Here is a 23090-nt window from a genome sequence, read left to right as displayed (position 1 = left end):
ATCATCGTTTCCTCGCGGATAAAGCTCTGTTGATGGAACGATAGTTGAAAAAAACACATTCCACATCGGTAATAAAAGGGAGGTTTACCGTGACCTGTAAATATTCGGAGATCAATCAGCACGACGCGCTTTATAAGATTGCGCGCTCGTTCAAAGGCGGTATCGAATCGGTGGCGCAACGCATGGGGAAGACAGTTCCCGTCATGTACAACAAGCTGCGGCCTGGGATCATGACCCATCACATGACGTTCGAGGAGGCCACGGAAGTGATTGAGCTGTGCATTGACGCCGGTGTGCCGGATGCATTGCTACCTGCACAGGCGTTCGCCTGGCGTCTCGGGCAAGTGCTGGTTCCGGTTCCGAGCCTGGACAATGTGCGCGATGAGGATCTGACGCAGACCGTGTGCCGGGCCATGAAGGAATTCGGTGATGTGGCCTCGGGCATTTACGACGCGTTAAATAACGACGGCAAGATCAAGTCCGACGAGCTTGAGAAGCTCGAAAAGGAATTTCGCGAGGCGATTGGCGCGATGACCGAACTGCGGGCCCGCGTGCGTGCTCGTGCCGGAAATGATGCGGAGGCGTAGTCATGACCGCACTGAAGATACCGAAGCTATCGGCAGCTCGTGCGCCAAAGCGCGTCGCAATGCCGAAATTCCGGCGCAACGTTAAAGCAGCGACGTCGCTCACCGAGGCAATTCATCGCGTGCTGTCACGTACGCATACCAATGCACAGCCGTTCGGCGTGTTCGCCATCAGCGGGCGCCTGGTGATATCGAACGCCAATACCGATCGCTTCAAGGCGTTGCAACGCCGAGCACCCGAGGCCTTCATCGGCATGTACGGTCCCGGCCTGCGCATTGCGGATGCGCTAGAGGATCTGTGCGAGCATTTCACTGATGAGGTGGCCGATGGCACATGATCCGGGCATTGATCCGAGCCTGGTTCCTGTGTCTTTACGTGAGCGCGCACAGTGGCTTATATGGCGCTTCGAGCCGGGTGAGAAAAAGCCGAAGAAGATGCCCTACTATGCGAGCGGCGCGCGGCGCGTTGGCAAGCAGGGCGACGAGGCTGACCGCGCTGCGCTTGTCACACTCGACAAGGCTCTGGAGGTGGTGCGGTCCACGAATGGACGTTATTCCGGTGTCGGATTTGCTTTTCTTCCCAATGATGGGTTGATCGGCATTGACATCGATGGCTGCATTAATCGTGAGGACGGCGCGATTACCGAGCGTGCGCAGAACATCATCGACGCTTGTGACTCCTACACGGAATACTCGCCCTCGGGCACCGGTGTGCACATCATCGTTGCCGGCGAATCCGAGACATTTAAATCCAATGAGATCGGGCTCGAGGTGTTTTGTGGACGGCAATATTTTACGTTCACCGCGAAGCCGTACATGGGGTGTAGCAGGGGAATCACGCCAATATCCGATGCGGTATTGAACCGGCTGCGGGTGACGGTGAAAGGAGCAAAGAACCTGGTGCGTTCTGCGACGCCGCCCGTTGCCGGTCCGGTGGACGAGCGTGCCAAGCTGGAATCAGCGTTGGCGGTCATTCCGGCTGACTGCGGCTATGACGAATGGATACGCGTTGGCATGGGTATTTACGATGCCTTGGGTGAGGGTGGCATCGGCGTGTGGGATTGGTGGTCCCAAAAGTCTGGCAAGTACGGCGGGCTGAAGGATCTCGAATCGCACTGGAAATCATTCGGCAATGGCAGCATCACGGTTGCCAGTGTCTACAAGATGGCTGTCGACCGAGGGTGGCGGCCGCCAAAATCACCCCGGCTAACCCCGGCTGCGGCGAAAAAAACAGCGTCTACCCCTGGCCCGGCTAGCGCGTCGCCAGTTGCCGCTCCGGACAGAGAGCAGCCTCATTGGCGCGATACCCTAATAGCCAAGCCGCGCGGTGGACTCGAAGACTGTCGGGAGAATGTCCACATCATCCTGATGAACGACGAGGCTCTGAAGGGGCTGGTCGCGCTGAACGAGTTCTCCATGCAGCAGGTGAAGCGGCGGGTGCCACCATGGGGCGGCGAGCTCGGCGAGTGGACCGAGGGCGATGATTTCAGCCTGGGCCTGTACCTGGCGCGCAACTACAGCATCATCATCAAATCAGATGGCGCAATCGAGAAAGCCGTCGCGCAGGCTGCGAGAGAAAACCAGTTCAACCCTGTAACGGAGTATCTCCGATCATTGACATGGGACGGCGAACAGCGGTTGCACACCTGGCTAACCGATGTGATGGGCGCCGAGCCGACGAAATACCACGCGCTGGTGGGCACGCTGTTCCTCATGTCGATGGTGGCGCGGGCGTTCTATCCGGGCTGTCAGATGGATTACATGCCGGTGTTTGAGGGCGGGCAGGGTGCTGGTAAGTCATCTGCTCTGCGCGTGCTCGGCGGCGACTGGTACAGCGAAACGCCGTTCAAGGTCGGCGACAAGGATGCGTATCTGGCGATCCAGGGCGTCTGGCTCTACGAGATCGCCGAGCTTGATTCCTTCAACAAGGCGGACTCGACGTCGATCAAGGCCTTTATCACCAACAAGACAGATCGGTTCCGTGCTCCATATGGCCGGCGCATGGTGAATGTGCTGCGGCGAACCTGCTTTGCTGCGACCACCAACCAGGATGAATACCTGAAGGACTCCACGGGCAACCGGCGTTCATGGCCGGTGCGCTGCGGGAAGATCGATACCGAGATGTTGGCAGCGGTCCGCGACCAGCTGTTTGCGGAGGCGGTTGTATTGATCGAGCAGGGAGAGAAATGGCATCCGACGCGGGAAGAGCAGCGCGAGCTGATCGAGCCTGAGCAGGAGGCGCGGGAGCTGGCCGATCCGTGGGAGCCGCGAATCCAGCGGTATGTGGATGGCGAGGCGTTGCATGTGGGTGGGACGCCGCGCCCTGGCGGCAGGATCGATGAGGTGACGTCCGAAGAATTGCTTACAAAAGCCCTGGAGATCGATATCGGCAAGATTAGCGGCGCGAAGACCGAGACGATGCGTATCGCGTCGTGTATGAAGCGCATGGGGTGGGAAAAGAAGCGGCGAAGTACCGGCGGTCGGGAATGGTATTACCTGCGCCCGTCAAAGCCGGCGCCTGCGCAAGCCGTGGTCAGGGGTGAAGTCGACGAGCTCGACGACCTGCCGATCTAGCAGGATAGGTTCGTCCAACCCGTCCGGGTCGTCTAACCGCATGGCAAAAGGTTGGACGCCTAACCCCCTGATGGCGCAAGGCTTCGTCCAACCTCCTAACCCGTCCAACCTGTTTTACGTGCGCATACGCACGGGAGTGAAGATCAATATCTTATGAGAATTTGAATGTGGTTAGGATGGTTAGGAGGTTAGACGGAGCCTTATTTGATGCGGTTTTTCATCGTCCAACCATTTTTTGCAGGTTAGGAGGTTAGACAGAGTGTCGAAGAGCAATCTGAGAGAAAAGATGCCGACGGTAACAGCGTTCATCGATGACCTGCGAGAAGCATTTGGCAAGGAAATGATCGACGGACAGATTCGCAGGGGGATACGAGGAGAACCGGTGTTTTACGCCTGCGAAAACGGCGTCGAGATCGGGACCAAGGTGAATAGCGGCGCAGCCGTGCGCGTGACGTGGGACGCGGTAACCGGACGTGCGGTGTCAGAAGAAATCAAAAGGGAGAGCGACAAGTGATCAAATGGGTCGATGAAAGGCTGGAACGGTGGGGCGAGTGGATGAACGGGCTGCGTCGAAGCGGTGGCGCTGGTGGCAGCTATCCGGCCTACCAGCCCGTGCATATCCGTGGGACCGCCGGTCCTGACCTGTGCGCGGACGCTGATGAGATGGAGATCGACACCGTTATGGCCGGCGTCAAGGCGTCAAAGAAGGAACTGTACGAGACCGGCTATCAGCGCTATGTGCAAGGCATGTCCAATCAGACCATTGCCGGGCGCATGCGCTGCCATGTGAACACCGTTTATGCGCGCATGGAATCGCTGCACAAACTGGTGGAAAAGCGCATGGCAGAGCGCAAATCCGCGATAGCAGATACTAACGCGTGAAACTTTTTCCTTTTGTGACGTGTATGCATACCCTAGAAACCATTGGAGAAAATACGTAGGATTCAGCTACGCTTTGCAGCGCGTTCGGAATGACGAATTCGCAGCTAAGTGCTCGGTAATCTCCTCCGGTGAAACTCCCCATCGGCCTCGCCGCAACGTCGTCAATATCCTACGGCGCTGCGGCTTTTTTACTTCAAACGCCATGGCCACACGAGCAAAGACAGTTTGCCGACATCCAGCGTGCGGGAAGCTCGTTGATGCGCCGGGCTATTGTGACAAGCACTCTGCGCTGTACCGGCGACAAAGTGATGAGCGGCGTGGCAATGCGAACGAGCGCGGGTATGGCCGCAAGTGGCAGAACGCACGCGAGACATACCTGCGCGAGCATCCGCTGTGCGAGTGCGACGAATGCCGGCGCGAAGGGCTGATCATTCCGTCTACTGTGGTTGACCACATCGTTCCGCACAAGCTGAAGGAAGCGAAGGACAGTGGCGATCCGGCAGCGGTCACTCGCGCACAGTCCCTGTTCTGGGACAGGAAGAACTGGCAGGCGATGTCGAAGCCATGCCACGATCGCAAGACCGCGCGCGAGGACGGCGGCTTCGGACGCTGACCCCCGGGGGTGGTCAAAAGTCTGCCGAAAATCGACGTAGACCGTCCGGTTCGTCAATTTTCGCGTAGCTATATTTTTGGAGTAGGGGGGGGGTAAGGAAATCAGCCCTCCATCCTGCAGGACTTCTTTTTTCTTGGATCTGAAGAATCATGAGCGCAGAGAGCCATTTAACGGCGTTGCCATCGGTTGACGATGACATGGCTACGTCCGTGCCGCCTGCTGTCGCGGCAATTCTTTCGGAAATTCCGGACCAGATCACCAAGCTGTCCGCCAAGGAAAAGAAAATCTGGAGGCACGTCACCCAGGCGCTGCATGAGTACGGACTGATCCATCGCACTGACGCGATGATGCTGACCATCATCTGTCGCACGTTCGTCAACTGGGTGGATGCGGAGGACGAGCTGGACCGCGTCAAGCGTGACAATGGCGGCAGCCATATCCGCGAAAGCAAGAACGGATACCGGGCGCCGGATCCAGCCTACTACATGGCACGGGACTACAAGAAACAGCTGCTCGCCTGGTTGCCCGAGGCGGCGCTCACCATCCCCAGCTTCCACAAGATCAAGGGCGAGGCCATCGGCGATGGTCCGCAGGGCTCACTCTTCGACGATCCAATCGAAAAGTTCCGTTCGCAGAAGGCCGCGATCGGGATGCGGATCGTCGGCAAGAAGTGAGCGCGCCGAAGCAGGCGCGCACCGCCACCTTCGACTGGGACGCCTACGGCAGAGCGGTGCTCGCCGGCGAGATTCCGGTTTGCCGCTGGACGCGGCTCGGCGTTGAGCGGCATTATCGCGACCTCGAAACCGGGCACGAGCGAGGCCTGTGGTTTTCCGAGGCTCATGCCCAGCACGCGCTGGAGTCATTCCTGTTCCTCCGTCATTCAAAGGGCGAGTGGGCCGGGCAGATGTTTGTACCGTCGCCCTGGCAGCAGTTCTGGGTGGCGCTGGCCTTCGGCTGGATGCGGGCAGACGGCACTCGCCGCTTCCGCGAGGTATGGGAGGAGGTTCCGCGTAAAAACGGCAAGAGTACGAAGCTGGCCGGCGTCGGCCTGTACCTGTTCGTGTTCGACGGTGAGGGCGGCTCCGAGGTCTATACGGCTGCGACCAAGCTGGAACAGGCGCGCATTACGCACGACGAAGCCGTGCGCATGCGGCAGGCAAGCCCACACTTGCGCCGGCATATCGCGGAGCGACGCAGCGAGCTGTACGTAAGGGGGAAGGCCGATAAGTTCGTGCCGCTGGGCCGGGACTCCAAGTCGATGGATGGCTTGAACCCGCACGGCGCGATCCTGGATGAGGTGCACGCCCATCCGAATCGCGAAATCTACGACGTCATCAAGTCGGGGCAGGGTGCGCGCCGGCAGCCGTTGATCTGGGAGATCACGACCGCCGGCTTCGATCTGAGCAGCTTCGGGTACGAGCAGCATTGCTATGCCGAGAAGGTGCTCGAAGGGATAGTCCAGGATGATGACTTCCTCGCCGTGGTCTACACGGTTGATGATCCGAAGAAGTGGGACGATCCGATCGAGTGGGCCAAGGCAAACCCGAATCTGGGCGTGTCGGTGTATCTCAGCGGCCTGCGGGATGCTTGCGAGCGGGCAAAGCGGCAGCCGACCGAGCAGCCGAACTTCAAGACCAAGCGCCTGAATATCTGGCTTGCTGGCGGAGAGAAGTGGATCCCGGTCGACGACTGGCGCAAGTGTGGCGATGCGAACCTGACGCTGGACGACTTCGCCGGCGAGGAATGCTGGATCGGCCTTGACCTGGCTGAGAAAAGCGATATTGCAGCCGTCTGCCTGGTGTTCAAGCGTGGCCGCAAGCACTACGTGTTCTTCCGTTTGTACTTGAACGAGGCGGAGGTTGCGAAGCCGGAAAACGATCACTTCCGGCGCTATCAAGGGCTCGGCGAATTGATCGTCACAGACGGCAATGCGACGGACTTCGATGTGATCCGCAGCGACCTGGAGTCCTTCTACAAGAAGTTCGAGCTGAAGGAGGCCGCCTATGACCCGAAGTTTGCAGCCTACTTCGTGACGAAGCTGATCGATGCCGGCCTGACCATGGTCGAGATCACGCAGACGTCATCGCACTTCACGCTACCGATCATCGAGGTCGAGAACCTGGTGCTTACCGGCGACCTGCAGCACGAAGGAAACACATGCGTGGAGTGGATGATAGGTAACGTCATCATGCGCGAGTCCAAGTTCTCCGGGCTCAAGCATCCGACGAAAGATAAGCCGGGCGAGAAGATCGATGCTCCGGTCGCCATGCTGATGGCGATGGGGCGTGCGCTCATGTTCGAAGACAACAGTATTGACCAAGGGTTTGTCTCTCTCTAATGCTAAACACGATCAAAAAATGGTTTTCCGGCAAGGGGAGCGGAGAAGTTGCGTCCATACAAAACGCGACGCTTGTGAGATCGAGTGATCCGCAGGTCATCGAACTGCTCGGTGGTGCGCCATCGGCATCCGGTTTCCCGGTGACCGCAGATACTGCCATGCGGGTATCTGCGGTGTATGCCTGTGTCCGGTTACTCGCCGGCGCGATCGCCGCGATTCCGGTTTCCGTGTACAAAGAGTCGAATACAGGTCGCGAGGAAATTGAGCCGGCATTGTGGTGGCTTCTGAACGAGCAGCCGATCGAGAACTGGACCGCGGCTTCAATGTGGGAGTGGGTGATCAAGTCGATCTGCCTGCGTGGTGACGGCTTCGTCGAGATCGTACGTAGCATGGCCAGCATCAAGGCAATGCGTCCGCTGCATCCCGACTACGTCGAGGTGCGCAAGATCGGCGATGCCCTGGTGTACATCGTCACTGATTACCAGACCGGGGAAGTTCGCGCGGTGCACCAGGATGACATGCTGCACTTTGCAGGATTCGGCTTCAATGGCATGCGCAGCATGTCGGTCATTCAATGGGCGGCATTTCAGTCCATTGGCGTTGCATTGGCCGCAGACGCTTATTCCGGAAAGTTCTTCGCCAACGGCGCGGCGCCGAAGCACATTATCACTTCGCCCAATAAGATGGACGAAGGGCAGATCGATCAGCTCAAGAAAGAGTACGAGAAAAAGTATTCCGGGGTCGATAACGCGGCAAAGCCGATGGTATTGACGCAAGGGCTGACAATCAAAGAAATGAGCATGACGGCTGGCGATGCCCAGCTGCTGGAGTCGCGCAAATTTCAGGTCATCGATATCGCGCGTGCGTTTGGCGTTCCGCCGCACATGATCGGTGCTCAGGAAACGACAAGTTCATGGGGTTCGGGCGTCGAGCAGATGACAATTGGCTTCGTAAAGTTCTCGCTTCAGCCGTACATCACCCGACTCCGGCAGGAGCTCAACCGGAAACTGTTCCGGCGTGCCTCGCCTTTTGTCGAGCACAAGATGGAGGCGCTGCTCGCCGGAGACTCGAAAGCAGAGGGCGAGTATATGCGGCAAGCCCTCGGAGGATCGCAGGGGCCGGGGTGGATGACGGTGAACGAACTTCGAAAGGCGAAGAATCTGCCGCCGATTACTGGCGGCGACGTGCTTTACGACCCGACCAAGCAGCAAAGCCAGCAACCACGACCGCCGGAACAGCCGCCGCACCCAGACCAACCGCCGCAACCGCAGCAACCTCCGAGAAGGACAGAACACGATGAAAAAGCTCGTTCAACTGATTCGCAATAACGCCAGCCGCGATCCGGTGAAAATTCGCGCCGAGGGCGATGCCGCCACGATCTACCTCTATGACGTGATCGATCCCTACTGGGGCATCGGCGCTGCCGAGTTCAACAAGACGCTCGCCGAGCTGAGCGGCCAGGCGGTAACGCTGCGGATCAATTCTCCTGGCGGCGACGTGTTCGACGGTCGGGCGATGGCGACGGCGATCGCGCAGCATGGCAACGTCACCGCCTATATCGACGGGCTCGCCGCCAGCGCTGCTACCTATGTGGCGATCGCGGCAAAGAGCGTCATCATGGCTGAGGGTTCCTTCTTCATGATCCATGAGGCATGGACGATGGCTTACGGTAACAAGCATGACTTGACCGAAACAGCCGCGCTTCTGGACAAAATCGACGGCTCGATCATCAACGACTACGCCAAGAAAACCGGCAAGTCCGTCGAGGAGATCGCGGCCTGGATGAAGGCGGAAACATGGTTCACGGCGCAAGAAGCGCTCGACAACGGCTTCGTTGATTCAATCGGTGACGCGCCCGCCGCCAACAACAGATGGGATCTTTCGGCATACAGCAACGCGCCGAAGATCGAACAGAAGCAGGACAACTCTCCGAACTGGGAGGTGGTCCGACAGCGCAACCTCAACCGGCTGCGCCTGCACGAAATCGGCTAACGCGCTCGCGCAACTCCGATTACTGCCGCCTTGAGCGGCTTTTTTTTCGACCTTTGGAAAGGACATTTCCCATGAAATCAATTCAAGCATTGCGCGAGCAACGTCAGCAACTCGCGCGCGAAGCCCGTAACCAACTGGAGCAGAAAGGCGATCGCGTCTGGTCGAAAGAAGACCAGGCAGCATTCGATGCCCGCGCCGATCAAATCGAAGCACTGGAACAAGAGATCGCTGCGGTCGAGAAGGTGCTTGCCCTCGAAACCGAGGCTCATAACCGTGACGTCGATCAGTTCCGCCGCGCGCCGGAAAACAAAGGCGAGGCGGTTACGCGCTCGGCATTTGCCAAGCTGCTGCGCGAAGGCGTCAATGCGCTGTCACGCGAAGAGCACCTTCTGATTCGTAACACGATGTCCACCGGCACCGGTTCGCAGGGTGGCTACGCGGTGCAGACCAATGTGGCACAAGAGCTGATCGACTACCTGAAGGCATACGGTGGTATGCGCTCCGTCGCTTCGTCCATCACGACCGCAGCCGGCAATGCGATGGGTTATCCGACTTCGGACGGCACTTCCGAAACTGGCGAATGGGTTGCAGAAAACACTCAGGCAACCTCCGCTGATCCTACCTTCGGTACCGTCAGTCTGAATGCGTTCAAGGCATCGTCGAAGATCATCACGATCCCGATTGAATTGCTTGCAGACTCCAGCATCGACATCGTTGCAATGGTGAACAAGCGCATTCGTGACCGTATCGGCCGCACAATGAATGCCGGCTTTACGACGGGTACCGGTACCGGTCAGCCGACTGGCTTCGTGACTGCTGCAAGCGTCGGCAAGACTGCTGCGACTGGCAATACTACGACCCTCGGCTTCGATGACCTGGTGGATCTGCAAGAGTCGATCGACGCGGCCTATCAAGCGATGGGCAACTGCGCGTTCATGATGCATCAGCAAACCCGCAAGGTGGTCCGCAAGATCAAGGACACTACCGGCCGTCCTGTTTGGGCGGATGCCTACGAAATCGGCATGAAGACGGGAACGCCGGCTCAGTTGCTCGGTTCCGATGTCGTCATCAACAACGACATGGCTCAACCTGGCGCCAATGCCAAGACCATCGGCTACGGCTGCTTCGACCGCTACATGATCCGCGACGTCTTGGATCTGACGCTGTTCCGCTTCGAAGACTCCGCCTACGCATCCAAGGGGCAAGTCGGCTTCCTGGCATGGGCACGTGCCGGCGGCAATCTGCTGGACGTGAACGCCGTCAAGACCTTCCAGCACTCCGCGACCTAAACGCACGCCGCAGCATAGTGCAGACGTCTGCACGGGCCGTCCGGCTCGTGCGTCCTTCTTTATTCACCTTTTGAGGAAAACATGGCAAAAGCAAACAAAGTTCCGGCACGCGTCATTGTCGACACAACCGTGGATGGTGTGGCGTACAAGCCGAACCAGGCCGTTACATTCTCCGCCGGAAAGGCCAAGGCTTTGGAAAAAGCCGGCCAGATCGATACCGATTCCGACGCCGTTAAGTACGTGATCAGTCAAGGCGCCGAGCTGATCGAGCATCTGGATCCGGAAGAACTGGAAGCCGCAGCAAAGGCGGCTTCCACGGCGGAAGGCGGTGCCGGCGCCACCAATCAGGCGGAGTAAGCGATGTCGGCGAAGCTCATTAGCCCGCCGGCTAAGCTGGCCGTATCGCTCACCGATGCGAAAGCGAATCTGCGCATTCCCGCGAGCGATACGGCGCTGGATGCCGTTATTCAGGCATGGCTGATGGGCATCATCGAATACGCCGAGCATCTGATGGGGCGCGCGCTGGTGTCGCAGACATGGCGCGTCTCCTTGGATGCTTTCCCTGATGCGATCAAATTGCCTCGTCCGCCGGTCGCATCGGTAACTTCAGTCAAGTATTACGACGCTGATAACGTGCTGCAGACACTGTCTCCGGCGCTGTATGAGCTGGATAACATGACTGAGCCATGCCGGCTGTTGGCGATACCGGGAACATCCTGGCCGTCGACATATGCGCGCAGGAATGCAGTAGTCGCCGATATTGTCTGTGGCTATGGCGACGACGAGACGAATACGCCGCCGGCGATCAAGCTGTACATCCTCGCGAAACTGGTCGAGCAGTTCGATCCTTCGGGTATTCCGGAAAAGGATAGCGTCCAGGCGTCGTTCATCGACCATTTGCTCGATCGGTATCGAATCTGGGGGCTGTAATGGCAGCGTTTTCGATGCAACTCAACACCCTGGTGAAGCTGCAGGCACTGGGAACTGAGCGGGACGAGATCGGGCAGCCGCTTCCCACGGGATGGGCCGATGTGGCCGATCTGTGGGCGGACATCCGCTACCAGACCGGAATGGAGACGGTGAAGGCCGGTGCAGAAGCGTCTATTACGCGCGTCAGCATCAGGATCCGGCACCGCGACGACATCAATGCCGGCATGCGCGTGATCCATGGCGGCATTATCTATAACATCAAGGCCGTGCTGCCCGACGTCGCGAGAAAGCAGCACGTCGACTTGGTTTGCGAGGCGGTCAATGCCTGATTCGTTCACTGTCAAATTCGACTTCGATGATCTGAAATCATCGCTCGATCACCTGACGGACGTCATCAAGGAGAATGCGCGGCCGGCAGCCCAGGCCGGTGCACAGGTGCTGTATGAGGAGGTGTTGCGCCTGGTCCCGGTCGCAAAATCGGCGCGGATGTACAAGGGCAAGCTATACGAGCCCGGCGCGCTGAAGGCCGCGATCTACCAGGCGTTCAGCGTGGATAACAGCGGTGACGGCGTCGCAACGTATCACGTCAGCTGGAATGCCGCGAAGGCGCCTCACGGTCACTTGATCGAGAACGGCCACTGGACGAAGAAGCAGGGCAAATACGGCCCCTTGCAGCCAGTCTTCGTGCCAGCACATCCGTTCATCCGGCCTGCATACGACACGAAGATCGACGATGCGATCGAGGCATCAAACGCTGTAATGAGTGAAGCAATCGACAAGACACTGGAGAAACTGAATTGACTGTCGAAGCCGACATTTTCAACCTGCTCAAGGGGCTGGTCAGCAATCACGTCTATCCCGACACGGCACCCGCCGGTACGCCGCGGCCTTACATCACCTTTCAGCAGGTCGGCGGCATTCCGCTGTCCTTTATGGAGGGCGCCGTTCCGAGCAAGAAGAACGGCCGGTTCCAGGTGAATGTCTGGGCGGATGGGCGTACCGCGGCTTCGGCTCTCGCACTGCAGGCGGAATCCGCATTCATCACGGCGACCACGATCCAGGCAGTGCCGCTCGGAGGCCCCATCGCGCTGCACGAAGATGAACTGAAACTGTACGGGACTCAACAGGATTTCAGCGTGTGGAGTGACCGCTAAACCATAACGAATTCGGCCATACGGCCAAAACCAGCAAGCCGCTTCGGGGTAGCCCGTGGCGGCTTTTTTCTTGCCCGGAAGGGCTATTTTTTTAGTGCCCTACAGGGGCAAGAAAGGTAAAAAATGGGCGTACGTCTGCCTAATGGTGCAACCATTTACATCGCGTCCGGATATGGAACTTCCAAGGCCATGTCTGTTGTTTCCAATGCGAATCCGGCCGTTGGCACGCTCGAAGCGTCGCATGGTGTTGGTGTCGGCGACTTCATTGAGGTCACCTCCGGCTGGTCGAAACTGAACAACAAGATCGTTCGCGCGTCTGCCGTGGCAACGAATGACGTGAGCCTGGAAGGCATCAATTCGACGTCGACTTCCCTCTATCCGGCCGGAACCGGTATCGGCTCGGTGCGCGAAATCACGGGCTGGACGCAGCTGCAGCAGATCCTGAAGACTAGTTCCAGTGGCGGCGAGCAGCAGTTCCTGAACTACCAGTTCCTGGAAGACGATGCTGAAAAGCGCATCCCGACGAACAAGAGCGCATCCGGTCTTTCGATCTCGATCGCGGATGACCCGACGCTGGCTGGCTACGTCCTGGCCTCCCAGGCGAACGACGACCGCCTGCCGCGCGCCGTGAAAATCGTCCTGCCGAACCAGGCGATCATCCTCTACAACGCCTACATCAGCCTGAACAAGACGCCGTCCATGACCGTGAACGAGATCATGGCTTGCGAAATCACGTTGTCCCTGCTGGCGGAGCCGGTTCGCTACGCGTCGTAACTGACCATGTGGCACAGCCCGAGTTGATCGTCGGGCTGCTTTTTTTTCACCCACAATCCAGAAAAATCATGGCAAAACTTACACTCGGCAAGCGCCCCGGCGCGTTCAAGAAAACCGTCCATATCCCTCTGTGCGACGGCGGAACGGACGAAATCGAATTCGTCTTCAAGTACCGCACAAGGACGGAATACGGGAAGTTGATGGACGAGCTGGCAGCCAAACCGTCGCAGGAAGATGGCGCCGCCACCCCAAAAGAGAAGTGGTCCTTGGAAAAGTTTATCGGTAAGAGCGTCGAGGAAGACGCGGATTTCATTCTGATGCTTGCCGAAGGATGGGATCTGTCCGATGAATTCAGCCGCGAGTCGCTCATTTCCCTGGTGGACATGCATGCGGGCGCTACCGACGCGATTCACAAGGCGTATGCCACCGGCCTTCGCGAGTACCGCGAAAAAAACTAAAGAAGGCCGCTGCCGCTTTGTATGAGGAGGATCCGTCTGCTGAAGAAGCTTCAGCGTTGGGTCTAACCGTCGAAGAGGCAAGCGGCCCGCCGGCTGAAATATTGCCGGAAAACCAAACGACTGTTGACGTTTTTATTGCAATGTCGACGCAGTGGCGCACCGGAATGGGCGGCCCTATTGGCCTTGACTACAACGCGTTGCATCTGGTGATGCGCATGTCATCCATACGGCGGGATGAGTGGCCCTTTGTTTTCGATGGCGTGCGTGCGATGGAGGCCGCTGCGCTCGAAAAAATGCGTGAAAAGTAGCTCATCCCTGCCCGCCGGCGCGGGCACAAAATATCGAGGTAGCAATGTCCGACCTGAAAAAGCAGATTGAACTCTCGGTTGATGCCTCCGGCGTTGAAACCGGAGTCAATCGAGCGAAACGTTCTCTTGCCGATCTCGGCGCAACCGGCGCCACGGCAGGCAAGAATGCCGCAGGAGGGCTGGATAAGATCGGTGCCGGCGGCGACCAGGCCGCGCAGAAGGTAGACGCGGCCACTCGCAACATGATCGGCTCGATCCAGCGGCAGATCGCGACCATGCAAGCCGGGTCTAAGAGCAGCTCGGATTATTACAAGGCGCTCGCCGGACAGCGCGGGATTGATGTCAATGCCTTGCAGCCGTACCTCGACCAGCTCGATGCGACTGTTGCCAAGCAGGCGAAGGCCGGAATCTCCGCCGCACAAATGTCGGCTGCGCTGCGCAGCGTGCCCGCCCAGTTCACCGATATTGCCACGTCACTGGCGTCCGGTCAGGCCCCGTTAACCGTGTTCCTGCAGCAGGGCGGCCAGCTCAAGGATATGTTCGGCGGCATCGGTCCGGCAGCGCGCGCGCTTGGCGGATATGTGGCTAGCCTGATCAATCCGTTCACCATTGCCGGCGGCGCCGCATTGGCTCTGGCAGTGGCCTACAAGAAGGGAAGCGAAGAGGCTGACGTCTATGCGGAGGCCTTGATCCTGTCCGGGAACGCCGCCGGCACGACCGTCAGCGACTTGGGCGAGATGGCCAAGCGCATCGATGGTATCGTCGGGACGCAAGCTGCGGCCGCCGAGGCGCTCGCGAAGTTCGCTGCCAATGGGAACATCTCGGCAGACAGCCTGGAGCGCTTCACGACCGTCGCCCTGAAGATGGAGCGCGATGCCGGACAGGCGGTCGACGAGACGATCAAGCAGTTCGCGGAGCTCGGCAAATCTCCGGTTGAGGCGGCGACAAAGCTGAATGAAGCGACGCACTTTCTGACAATCGGGCTCTACCAGCAGATCAAGGCGCTGGAGGATCAGGGGAAGACGTCTGATGCCGCGGCGCTCGCGCAAAAAGCCTACGCAGATGCGATGGAATCGCGCATGTCGCAGCTGGAGGGACGGCTCGGCACCGTGGAGCGCGCATGGCGCGGCATCACCGGCGCCGCGAAGGAAGCATGGGATGCTATGCTGGACGTCGGGCGTGAGAAAACCAACGCCGAGCAGCTGTCGAGCATTTCAGCCCAAATCGAGGCATCGCGGGCGCGTATTGCACGCTTGAACGAGTCGGGCGGCGGGCTGCTGGTCAATGCATTGCTTTCATACGAGAAGGACCGTTTGGCTGGGTTGTTGCAGGAGCAGTCGATCACCCAGGAGAACATCCGGCTGCAGGCGAAATCGGCTGCGTTTCAGAAGGAGACAGCTGACAAGGTTCAGGCTCGCATCCAGTTCGAGAAGGACGGTGAGAAGTTCCTATCCGAGCGTGTGAAGATGGAGCGCGAGATCGCGAAGGCGCGCGAGGACGGCGCCGCAGCGGGAGCAACGCAGGCAGAAATAGAGAGGCGCGTTGCCGATATCCGCGCGAGCCACAAGGGGCTGGTGAGCAACGGCCTTCAGGTCGACAAGGCGAAGCTCGGCCTAGATATCGACGCCATCAAGAACGCGAATGAGCAGCTGATCGGCAGCTACCAAAATGCCGGGACAATCCTCGAAGCCATGCACGCGGCCAGATTGATCAGCGACCGCCAATATTACGAGTCCAAGCGCGGTTTTATTGAGCTGGAAGCACGGGCGCAGGAGGATGCACTTCGGAAGGAGCTAGATCGTTATCGCCAGGAGCGGCTCACCGGCAAGGACAAGCTCGAAAACGACAAGAAAATCGCAGAGGCGGAAGCTAAACTGGCGACACTGCGCGCTTCGACGTCGGCAAAGCTGGAAGTCAACAGCATCCAGGAGACTGCGGCAAACAAGAAGATTGCGCAGTCCTACGAGGATGCTCGACAGGCCGCCCAAGCCTATCTGGACACGGTCGCCCGCCAAAATGCGGCAGAGATCGCCGGAGTCGGTAGGGGGGAAGAGATCAGGGCGAATCAGGCCGGTCGCAATAAGATCGAGGACAAGTTCACCAGTCGCCGGCAGGAGCTTGAGCGCGACAAGCGCAACGGCATGATCGACCAGGAGCAGTTCGATACCTACCTCCAGATCGCCCAGGACACCTACAGCAAGGAGCTGCAGGCGTACGAGCAGCGGACCAAGGCGATCAAGGAGAAGCAGGGCGACTGGCTGAATGGGGCGAACGAAGCGCTAGCGAACTACCGGAGCAATGCCGAAAACGTCGCGGGACAGTCCTCCGCGGCGTTCACCAGCGCCTTTAATGGCATGACGGATGGATTCGCGTCGAGCGTATCGCGAGCGCTTGTCTACGGCCAGAGTCTTGAGGATGGCTTGAAAAATGTCGCACTGAATGTCGCAGACACGTTCATCGCATCGTTTATCAAGATCCAGATTCAGAAACTCCTTATCGACAAGACGGCTGCGGCAGGCTACGCGGCGACGATCGCGGCGCAGGCGCAGGCGATGTCGGCAATGGCTGGCCTCAATGCGTTCGCGTCGACTGCAGCGATCCCGATTGTCGGTCCGGAGTTGGCGCCGGCCGCGGCCGCGGCGGCGATGGCTATTGCGGAGGGATTTGCGTCGGCTGCGACAGCCGCAGCAACACTCAGTGTAGCGTCCGCACGCAATGGTTTCGACATTCCTGCCGGCGTCAACCCGCTGACACAGCTGCATGAGCGCGAAATGGTGCTTCCGGCGAAGCAAGCGGACGTCATTCGCGATATGGCGCGCAACGGCGGTCAGAGCGGTGGATCAAGCCCGATCACGATCGTCAACCAGACCAGCGCGAAGATCGGCCGGGTGACGGAGCGCCGGCTGGATAACGGTGAAAGGGCTCTGATCCTGGAAGAAGCGGTCGATCTCGTTGCGGCGCAGCTGGCCGATCCAAATAGCAAGACCTCGCGCGCCATGAACCGCAATTTCAGCATTCAAAGGTCAAGATAATGCCGAATCCTGTCATGCCGGCCGGCATCAAGCCGGTCGTCTCCAACTACTCTATCGACGATCCGGGCGGAGTAGTCCGTACCGACGTCGCAGGCGGTATGCCGCGATACGGGCTGGACTGGGACCGCGGCGCACAGCGCTTCAGCGTGACGCTGATCTTGGATGCGTTGCAGTTTTCGGTGTGGACGGCGTTCTATCACCACACCATTCGCAAGGGCGCCGTCACGTTCGATATGCCGCTGGACAGCGGTTTTGGCGTGTCGCCGCATGCAGTCAATATCGTGCCTGGCTCCTACTCGGCGGCGCGCACCTCGGGAATCATGATGGTGGTGCAGTTCGTCGTGGAGACGGAGAACCAGGTCTATGACATGACCACGGCGGATGCTTCCAGCTTGGTCGATCTGTACAACCAATACGGCGCCTATTCGAACATGCTGCTGGACAGGCTGGGGCAGTTCGCCAACGCCGAAACCAATGTTCTGGACTTCTGATGAGCCTTGACCTCGAAAGCCGCCTGAAAGTCTTCCTGGCTTCGGCGCCACAGACGGTCTGGCCGATCCAGACGTTGGAGATCAGCCACTCGGCAATGAGCCGGACATTCCACCTTTGGCGCGAGCCGTACCCGGGAACTACCTACGTGGACGGCGTGGCTATGGCAATGGATCCCTGCAACATCGAGATCAAGCTGGCTGGATCGGAAGGAAACCTGGATCAGAAATTCGACATCCGGATCGGTCTGGTTGACATCGAGGACGTATTCCGCGACGAACTCGACCGCATTCCGGTAGCCACGACGGAAAAGATCAAGATCGTCTACCGCGAATACCTCAGCGATGACCTGACGACGCCCCAGGCGACGGCGACGCTGCAGGCCGAGTCGATCTCCTACGCCATCGGCGCCGCCAGCATCAGCGCGGTGGCGCCGCGGCTGAACATGACAAGAACCGGCGAGGTGTATTCGCCGAAAGACATCCCTATGCTTCGAGGATTCCTGTAATGGACATTAATGCCTATCTGGCCAAGCAATATTCTCCCCAGCCTTGCTGGGAGCTGGTCGCCGACGTGTACGTGACCGAGCTGGATGCGATCGCCGTGGACTATAAGACCGTGAACCGGTCGATCCGTGAGATGGCGAGCGCGTTTCGAATCGCGATCCACAAGTCAGCCCATGGTTTCTCGAAGATCGACGAGCCGGTGGATTATTGCATCGTGCTGCTCGGGAAGAGCGACAAGATCGGCATTCACCATTGCGGCGTGTATTACCAGGGCAAGGTGCTGCACGCGATGCCTGACGCGACCATGTATGAGGAGCTGTCGGCAATCCGCGACCGGTTCGAAGTGGTGGAATTCTGGGCAAAATGATGAAGATCAAGCTGTTTGACCACCCATTTTCTCCAACGCCGCAGGTGTACGAGGTAGAAAGCCTCGCGCATTGGTTGCTTGAGCGCTATGGTGAGAAGCCGTCGGTGCGTGTGCAGATATTCAAGGGCGAGCCATGCGCGGAAAAGGAGATTAGCCATGACGCGAACGCAATTTTGGCTGGCGACAGTGACGAGTATGTAGTTCTGCAGAGCCCTGGCGGCGGCGAGACGCTCTTGTATGCCGTTCTGGTCGGAGTAGTGGTCGCTGCTGTTGTTCTGATGCCGAAGCCTGTCATGCCAGGCAACGTCAACCGCACCCAGCAAAGCCCGAACAACGCATTGTCGAACCGGGAGAACAAGGTCCGGCTGCTGGAGCGTGTGGAGGATATCTACGGCACGGTAAAGGCAATTCCCAGCTTGATGATGCCGACCTATATCAAGTACATCGGCCACCGGAAATACGAATACGGATATTACTGCGTCGGGCGTGGCTACCACGACATTACGGAACTGCGGGACGGAGACACCCTGATAGCGGATATCGATGGCGCGAGCGCTGCTGTCTACGACCCGTTTACGTCGCCGAACAGTGGAGATTCTCCGGCTCTGCTGGTCGGCGCGGCGATCATTGACAACGTTCTGACGGCGTCGCGCGCGATCGAGGTGGACGGGATAACCCTCAAGGCCTTGAACCAGGTGCAACTGCCGGTGAGCGCGTCCTATACGTACACGCCGAATGCGGATGGTGACATCATCACCCAGGTGGCCAAGCAGCCGAATTTCAATGCGGTTGCGGCGGTCGGAGACACGCTCACCGTGTCGATGTCGAACTACGTTGCGACCATGCGCCCGAGTGGCGATTCCGGGTCCGTGAGCACGAGTGGAACATCTTCGTATGTCGGCACTGGCGGCTTTGAGTTTACGGACATCAGGGTAGGCGACTCGGTTACAGTCGCCGGATTCACGCAATCTGCGAACAACGGAACCTTCACCGTCACAGCGAAACCGAATGCCTACACGATCACCGTCTCCAGTAGTTCTCTGGTAGCAGAATCTTCTGGGTCGGCTACGTTTTCGGTCACGCGGAACTATTCCGGGACATACACGATTGCGGCTGTCAACGATGGTTCGGTAACGCTGACGACGGCCACATGGAAGTCTGTCATACCGGCATCGAATGGCTTTGGCGTTCCGATCACTAGCTCGATAGCAGTGAATGGTAAAACTGAGTACACGGACTGGGTAACGCTGCCAGACGCCGATCGCACCGAGGTTTGGTGCAATGTAGTTGCCCCGAGTGGTATGTTCAAGGACAACGGCGGCAAGTCAGTCGCAGCCGTCGACTTCGCCATCGAAATCGAAAAATTGAATGGAAGCCTGGCACCACTTGGGATTGTCGAGACCGTCACTGGTACGTTGTCCGGTGCCGTGAGCGACGAGCGAGCCGACACCATCGAGCATGCAACGGCATGGACTGGGCCGGTACGCGTACGGATGCGTCGCACATCGAACTATGACTATGGCTTCAACGGCACGGTCATGGACGAGATCAAGTGGGCTGACCTGTACAGCGTATCACCGGTGACAAAAACCGAGTTCGGCAATAAGACCACGATCCATACCATCACACAAGCGACCTCCCGCGCGACGGCGGTCAAAACTCGCCAGCTGAATTGCATCGCCTCTCGCCGGCTGCCGACTTACAACGGATCAGCATTTTCCGGTGCATTCGATGCAGAAGGCCGGCACGTCTCCGGCACCATCTCGGCGACGAGCAAGCTGGTCGACATCGTCGCTGCGGTGGCTTCGGATCCGAAGATCGGCCGGCGCAACTTAGCGACCGAGGTGGACATGGCGCAGATCTGGGGCATCCAGCAGCAGCTCGACGCCTGGAATCCGGAGTGCGGCCAGTTCAATTACACCTTCGATACAGACAACATGTCGTTCGAGGAAACGGTCATCGCAATCGCCAACGCCGGGTTTTGTATCGCCTATCGCCAGAACGGAAAGATCAGGCTTGCGCTCGACCGTGCGCAGGCGAATAGTACAGCGCTGTTCACGCACCGCAACAAGAAGCCGAATTCCGAGTCGATCACGCGCAAGTTCGCCAGCGACTCGGAATATGATGGCGTTGAATTCGTCTATGTCGACCCGGACACGCACCAGTCGGAAACGATCAAGCTCCCGCTCGATGGCAGCTTCACGAAGCTGAAGAAGTTCGAGATTCCAGGGATTCGGTCGTTCGCGCAGGCTTGGCTCCGTGCCAATCGGGAATGCCAGAAGCTGATCGGCCAGCGCATCACCATTGAGACTACAACCACGCTCGATGCGCGTGCCCTCCTGCCGAACAGCCGGGTTGATATCGTCGATAACACGCGATTCAAGTCGTATGACGGTGAAGTGATCGCGCAGAATGGGCTGGAGCTGACGCTCAGTCAGGATGTGGCATTCACATCGAGTCTGCCGCACAGCATCGTGCTGATGCGGCGTGACGGATCGCTCCAGAGTATCGCGGTCACCGCCGGCAGTACGCCGAATAAGGTGGTTTTGCAAAACATGCCAAGTGAGGCAATCGTAACGACTTACGGGCAGGGCGGCATTCGCACGATCTATTCTTTCGCGGCAGATAGTGCGCGTGGAGCGCAAGAATATCTGGTGCAAGAGCTGGACATGTCGGATGGTCAGTATGTCACGATTCGGGCCATTAATTATTCTGATGACTACTACCAATACGACAACGCCCCCATTCCTGATAAAGATACAGTTATCAACTAGCAACGAAAAGCGCCATATCCGGCGCTTTTTTTATATCCGCACGAAAGGTAAAACATGCCAGCACTAACCATCCCCGATCTTATCAATGCGAAGCAGGACGTTGACCATATTGCGGAACTGGCGACTTCAAACGGGCAGACTGCTACCGACCGCTTGGGAAATACCAAGTTGACGATGGCAGAAGCACTTCGCCGGATAAAGTCGTACACGGACCGCGGTGCCTGGACGCCTTCGACCTCATATGCCACGTATGACTCGGTAACTGTTTCAGGCGACAGGTATTTGACGATTACCGCTCATGTATCTGGATCGACATTCAGTGGCGATCTTGCAAGCAAGTGGGTATTGATTGGCGGCGCTGTTAGAACGGCACTGGGTTCGCTTACCCTGGTGAAAGACGCTGGGGCGGCCGGTGACGGTGCGGCAGATGATACAGCTGAGCTGTTGAGCGCTAAAGCATCGGGAGAATCACCCTACGTGCCGAGTGGTACGTACTCCGTGACGGATATTGCCGGCCTCCATGGCCTTTGGGGCGACGGCAAGATTCTTTTCGATGGAAATACCTTGCCGCTGCCGAAGGCGCCGCGGGAGTCAGACAATTTCAAAACGGACCGGTTTTTCTCCTATGCGAAGGTTACCGATCGCTTTCAGCCAATTCTGGTGATCGGCGACAGTATTTCGGAGGGCTCAAACGCTGCTGTCTGGACGAAGGATAACTATGCATCGATTATTCGAAAAGCGATCCAGCGTAAATATCAGAATGCGAATTTTGGCTTTGCCAACTTCAATTTGGCGGCGCAGGATGGCTCTCCCTCGGCTACTAAATATCCTCATGTAGTTACACATTCGGGCTTTGCGCTAACTGCATACGGAGGATTTACAGACTCCTATTACGGCGGGACGGTTCTTAAGAGTGCAACTGCTGGAGATTGGGTTGAGGTTTCATACACCGGGAAAGATGTTGTAGTTGTGTATGGCCAGGATGCGGCGGGTGCTATCCTCAACGTCACTCTCGATGGTGTGCTAATTGGCACTATTGATACAAAAGCGGCGTCGGCGACTTCAATTGCCGGATCGGGCGTCAATGGCTCCTTTTCAACGGTAATTGCTGTTCCAGCCTGGGGAAGTCATACAATACGATTGACGAATACCGAAAATAAAAATGTTGCCTTGTGCGGCATGGTCTATTTGGAAGAAAGTGCGGTTAAGTCACCAGTTTTATTTAATCTCGGGCGCTCGTCGTTAACGCTGTCCGATATGGACAACAATTTGCTGGACATGTACGCACGTTCCACTGGCATGTCTATCCTCGCGCTTGGGGTAAATGACAACCTTCTCGCAAAGCCTATTGTCACATTCAAGGCGAAACTGAAGCGGTATTTGAGCGGGGTAAAGGCCATTAATGGCGAGTGCGTCATCTGCGACTTTATCTTCAACGAACCGTCTTCCAATGCGTATAAGTCGGCGCTGCGTGACTACGCGTATATCTATGGCTTTCCGTATCTCGACTTTGGTCGCATGTGGTTCAGTGATCAGACGGCGAATAAATTTGCCAAGCTCCTGGATACCGATAATGTGCACCCGACCGATGCCGGACATGAGTTCATCGCGAATGAGATCATGCGTTGCATCGGGCTGAATTATGACAAGGCTACTGCAACTGGACACATGCCGACCGTGTCACTGGTTCCTACCGGATCATGGGTCGGGCTTAGCACACCTTATGCCGGCCCGAAGGCGCGCAAGGATTCAACGGGCAGGGTGCATCTGTCAGGGGCAATTCAGAGCGGAAGTTCCGCGGCTTACACATTGATTGCAACGATTCCGGCCGGGTTCCGGCCGCAGAATCACCTGATATTCGCGGTCTCCGCTAATCATGCATTTGGCGAAATTGAGATTCACGCTGACGGCCAAATTACTGCAGGGGGCACTACGATTGCCGGTCTGTTAAGCCTCGATGGTATTTCGTACTTGGCTGCATAGCCTCGGTTGCGCATTAAATAGCTAGCCCGCTTCGGCGGGCTTT

General features: G+C 58.0%; 25 protein-coding genes. All 25 read left to right on the top strand.

What is annotated here, in order from left to right; all coding sequences use genetic code 11:
- Window positions 1-44 precede the first annotated feature (44 nt).
- The gene (locus tag TSA66_RS08310; RefSeq protein ID WP_232429369.1) at window positions 45-587 is read left to right on the top strand and encodes a phage regulatory CII family protein; all 543 of its coding nucleotides are present in this window, start codon (window positions 45-47) and stop codon (window positions 585-587) included.
- Between the two features lie 2 nt (window positions 588-589).
- Window positions 590-922, top strand: coding sequence for a hypothetical protein (locus TSA66_RS08305; RefSeq protein ID WP_040038637.1), 333 nt, complete (start codon window positions 590-592; stop codon window positions 920-922).
- Window positions 912-3158: a VapE domain-containing protein gene (locus TSA66_RS25465; protein WP_052451985.1), complete on the top strand. Its 2247-nt coding sequence runs from the start codon at window positions 912-914 to the stop codon at window positions 3156-3158. The genes TSA66_RS08305 and TSA66_RS25465 overlap by 11 nt, the downstream gene beginning before the upstream one ends.
- A 286-nt stretch (window positions 3159-3444) precedes the next feature.
- A complete protein-coding gene (locus tag TSA66_RS08295; RefSeq protein ID WP_052451984.1) occupies window positions 3445-3672 on the top strand; it encodes a hypothetical protein in 228 nt (75 codons plus the stop codon).
- Window positions 3669-4040 carry an antiterminator Q family protein gene (locus TSA66_RS08290; RefSeq protein ID WP_040038635.1) on the top strand — a complete coding sequence of 124 codons (372 nt, stop codon included), beginning with the start codon at window positions 3669-3671 and terminating at the stop codon, window positions 4038-4040. The genes TSA66_RS08295 and TSA66_RS08290 overlap by 4 nt, the downstream gene beginning before the upstream one ends.
- 202 nt (window positions 4041-4242) lie before the next feature.
- On the top strand, window positions 4243-4653 hold the full coding sequence (locus tag TSA66_RS08285) for an HNH endonuclease family protein (protein ID WP_040038634.1): 411 nt from the start codon (window positions 4243-4245) through the stop codon (window positions 4651-4653).
- Window positions 4654-4802: 149 nt separating this feature from the next.
- Window positions 4803-5327 (top strand): P27 family phage terminase small subunit, encoded by a 525-nt coding sequence (locus TSA66_RS08280; protein ID WP_198358658.1) that lies wholly within the window; start codon window positions 4803-4805, stop codon window positions 5325-5327.
- Entirely contained in the window at window positions 5324-6991 is a 1668-nt protein-coding gene (locus TSA66_RS08275) for a terminase large subunit (protein ID WP_040038633.1), read from the top strand. The genes TSA66_RS08280 and TSA66_RS08275 overlap by 4 nt, the downstream gene beginning before the upstream one ends.
- Before the next feature lie 74 nt (window positions 6992-7065).
- Window positions 7066-8319, top strand: coding sequence for a phage portal protein (locus TSA66_RS08270; protein ID WP_157691544.1), 1254 nt, complete (start codon window positions 7066-7068; stop codon window positions 8317-8319).
- Window positions 8288-8983, top strand: coding sequence for a head maturation protease, ClpP-related (locus tag TSA66_RS08265; RefSeq protein WP_040038632.1), 696 nt, complete (start codon window positions 8288-8290; stop codon window positions 8981-8983). Before TSA66_RS08270 ends, TSA66_RS08265 begins: the two co-directional genes overlap by 32 nt.
- Window positions 8984-9054: 71 nt before the next feature.
- The gene (locus TSA66_RS08260) at window positions 9055-10272 is read left to right on the top strand and encodes a phage major capsid protein (protein ID WP_040038631.1); all 1218 of its coding nucleotides are present in this window, start codon (window positions 9055-9057) and stop codon (window positions 10270-10272) included.
- Between the two features lie 81 nt (window positions 10273-10353).
- Window positions 10354-10629: a hypothetical protein gene (locus TSA66_RS08255; RefSeq protein ID WP_040038630.1), complete on the top strand. Its 276-nt coding sequence runs from the start codon at window positions 10354-10356 to the stop codon at window positions 10627-10629.
- 3 nt (window positions 10630-10632) lie between these two features.
- Window positions 10633-11202, top strand: a complete 570-nt coding sequence (locus tag TSA66_RS08250; RefSeq protein ID WP_040038629.1) for a head-tail connector protein — start codon at window positions 10633-10635, stop codon at window positions 11200-11202.
- A 14-nt stretch (window positions 11203-11216) separates the two neighbouring features.
- Window positions 11217-11531 (top strand): phage head closure protein, encoded by a 315-nt coding sequence (locus tag TSA66_RS08245; RefSeq protein ID WP_040038628.1) that lies wholly within the window; start codon window positions 11217-11219, stop codon window positions 11529-11531.
- Window positions 11524-12003, top strand: coding sequence for an HK97-gp10 family putative phage morphogenesis protein (locus TSA66_RS08240; protein WP_052451982.1), 480 nt, complete (start codon window positions 11524-11526; stop codon window positions 12001-12003). The genes TSA66_RS08245 and TSA66_RS08240 overlap by 8 nt, the downstream gene beginning before the upstream one ends.
- Window positions 12000-12356, top strand: coding sequence for a DUF3168 domain-containing protein (locus tag TSA66_RS08235; protein ID WP_040038627.1), 357 nt, complete (start codon window positions 12000-12002; stop codon window positions 12354-12356). Before TSA66_RS08240 ends, TSA66_RS08235 begins: the two co-directional genes overlap by 4 nt.
- 189 nt (window positions 12357-12545) lie before the next feature.
- On the top strand, window positions 12546-13130 hold the full coding sequence (locus TSA66_RS08230) for a phage tail protein (protein WP_232429368.1): 585 nt from the start codon (window positions 12546-12548) through the stop codon (window positions 13128-13130).
- Between the two features lie 68 nt (window positions 13131-13198).
- Window positions 13199-13588 carry a phage tail assembly chaperone gene (locus TSA66_RS08225; RefSeq protein ID WP_040038625.1) on the top strand — a complete coding sequence of 130 codons (390 nt, stop codon included), beginning with the start codon at window positions 13199-13201 and terminating at the stop codon, window positions 13586-13588.
- Window positions 13589-13605: 17 nt separating this feature from the next.
- Window positions 13606-13896, top strand: coding sequence for a DUF1799 domain-containing protein (locus TSA66_RS26545; RefSeq protein WP_040039659.1), 291 nt, complete (start codon window positions 13606-13608; stop codon window positions 13894-13896).
- A gap of 44 nt (window positions 13897-13940) precedes the next feature.
- A complete protein-coding gene (locus tag TSA66_RS08220; protein WP_040038624.1) occupies window positions 13941-16928 on the top strand; it encodes a phage tail length tape measure family protein in 2988 nt (995 codons plus the stop codon).
- Window positions 16928-17419 (top strand): hypothetical protein, encoded by a 492-nt coding sequence (locus TSA66_RS08215; protein ID WP_040038623.1) that lies wholly within the window; start codon window positions 16928-16930, stop codon window positions 17417-17419. Before TSA66_RS08220 ends, TSA66_RS08215 begins: the two co-directional genes overlap by 1 nt.
- A complete protein-coding gene (locus TSA66_RS08210; RefSeq protein WP_040038622.1) occupies window positions 17419-17925 on the top strand; it encodes a DUF1833 family protein in 507 nt (168 codons plus the stop codon). The genes TSA66_RS08215 and TSA66_RS08210 overlap by 1 nt, the downstream gene beginning before the upstream one ends.
- A complete protein-coding gene (locus TSA66_RS08205) occupies window positions 17925-18290 on the top strand; it encodes a hypothetical protein (protein ID WP_040038621.1) in 366 nt (121 codons plus the stop codon). The genes TSA66_RS08210 and TSA66_RS08205 overlap by 1 nt, the downstream gene beginning before the upstream one ends.
- Window positions 18287-21064 (top strand): host specificity factor TipJ family phage tail protein, encoded by a 2778-nt coding sequence (locus tag TSA66_RS08200; protein ID WP_157691543.1) that lies wholly within the window; start codon window positions 18287-18289, stop codon window positions 21062-21064. The genes TSA66_RS08205 and TSA66_RS08200 overlap by 4 nt, the downstream gene beginning before the upstream one ends.
- 54 nt (window positions 21065-21118) lie before the next feature.
- Complete coding sequence (locus TSA66_RS08195) at window positions 21119-23047, top strand: SGNH/GDSL hydrolase family protein (RefSeq protein ID WP_040038619.1); 1929 nt, start codon at window positions 21119-21121, stop codon at window positions 23045-23047.
- Window positions 23048-23090: the final 43 nt, after the last annotated feature.

The organism is Noviherbaspirillum autotrophicum (assembly GCF_000818395.1).
Lineage (GTDB): Bacteria > Pseudomonadota > Gammaproteobacteria > Burkholderiales > Burkholderiaceae_D > Noviherbaspirillum > Noviherbaspirillum autotrophicum.
The sequence above is the reverse complement of the archived record's forward strand: the minus strand, read 5'-3'. Positions and strand labels throughout refer to the sequence as shown.

What these genes read in the sequence shown, in the direction of transcription:
- TSA66_RS08230 (WP_232429368.1), top strand. Translation starts at nt 12,546, where the DNA reads ATGTCTGTTGTTTCCAATGCGAATCCGGCCGTTGGCACGCTCGAAGCG.
- TSA66_RS08285 (WP_040038634.1), top strand. Translation starts at nt 4,243, where the DNA reads ATGGCCACACGAGCAAAGACAGTTTGCCGACATCCAGCGTGCGGGAAG.
- TSA66_RS08195 (WP_040038619.1), top strand. Translation starts at nt 21,119, where the DNA reads ATGCCAGCACTAACCATCCCCGATCTTATCAATGCGAAGCAGGACGTT.
- TSA66_RS08305 (WP_040038637.1), top strand. Translation starts at nt 590, where the DNA reads ATGACCGCACTGAAGATACCGAAGCTATCGGCAGCTCGTGCGCCAAAG.
- TSA66_RS25465 (WP_052451985.1), top strand. Translation starts at nt 912, where the DNA reads ATGGCACATGATCCGGGCATTGATCCGAGCCTGGTTCCTGTGTCTTTA.
- TSA66_RS08215 (WP_040038623.1), top strand. Translation starts at nt 16,928, where the DNA reads ATGCCGAATCCTGTCATGCCGGCCGGCATCAAGCCGGTCGTCTCCAAC.
- TSA66_RS08205 (WP_040038621.1), top strand. Translation starts at nt 17,925, where the DNA reads ATGGACATTAATGCCTATCTGGCCAAGCAATATTCTCCCCAGCCTTGC.
- TSA66_RS08265 (WP_040038632.1), top strand. Translation starts at nt 8,288, where the DNA reads ATGAAAAAGCTCGTTCAACTGATTCGCAATAACGCCAGCCGCGATCCG.
- TSA66_RS08220 (WP_040038624.1), top strand. Translation starts at nt 13,941, where the DNA reads ATGTCCGACCTGAAAAAGCAGATTGAACTCTCGGTTGATGCCTCCGGC.
- TSA66_RS08280 (WP_198358658.1), top strand. Translation starts at nt 4,803, where the DNA reads ATGAGCGCAGAGAGCCATTTAACGGCGTTGCCATCGGTTGACGATGAC.
- TSA66_RS08240 (WP_052451982.1), top strand. Translation starts at nt 11,524, where the DNA reads ATGCCTGATTCGTTCACTGTCAAATTCGACTTCGATGATCTGAAATCA.
- TSA66_RS08295 (WP_052451984.1), top strand. Translation starts at nt 3,445, where the DNA reads ATGCCGACGGTAACAGCGTTCATCGATGACCTGCGAGAAGCATTTGGC.
- TSA66_RS08250 (WP_040038629.1), top strand. Translation starts at nt 10,633, where the DNA reads ATGTCGGCGAAGCTCATTAGCCCGCCGGCTAAGCTGGCCGTATCGCTC.
- TSA66_RS08200 (WP_157691543.1), top strand. Translation starts at nt 18,287, where the DNA reads ATGATGAAGATCAAGCTGTTTGACCACCCATTTTCTCCAACGCCGCAG.
- TSA66_RS08225 (WP_040038625.1), top strand. Translation starts at nt 13,199, where the DNA reads ATGGCAAAACTTACACTCGGCAAGCGCCCCGGCGCGTTCAAGAAAACC.
- TSA66_RS08245 (WP_040038628.1), top strand. Translation starts at nt 11,217, where the DNA reads ATGCAACTCAACACCCTGGTGAAGCTGCAGGCACTGGGAACTGAGCGG.
- TSA66_RS08210 (WP_040038622.1), top strand. Translation starts at nt 17,419, where the DNA reads ATGAGCCTTGACCTCGAAAGCCGCCTGAAAGTCTTCCTGGCTTCGGCG.
- TSA66_RS08260 (WP_040038631.1), top strand. Translation starts at nt 9,055, where the DNA reads ATGAAATCAATTCAAGCATTGCGCGAGCAACGTCAGCAACTCGCGCGC.
- TSA66_RS08255 (WP_040038630.1), top strand. Translation starts at nt 10,354, where the DNA reads ATGGCAAAAGCAAACAAAGTTCCGGCACGCGTCATTGTCGACACAACC.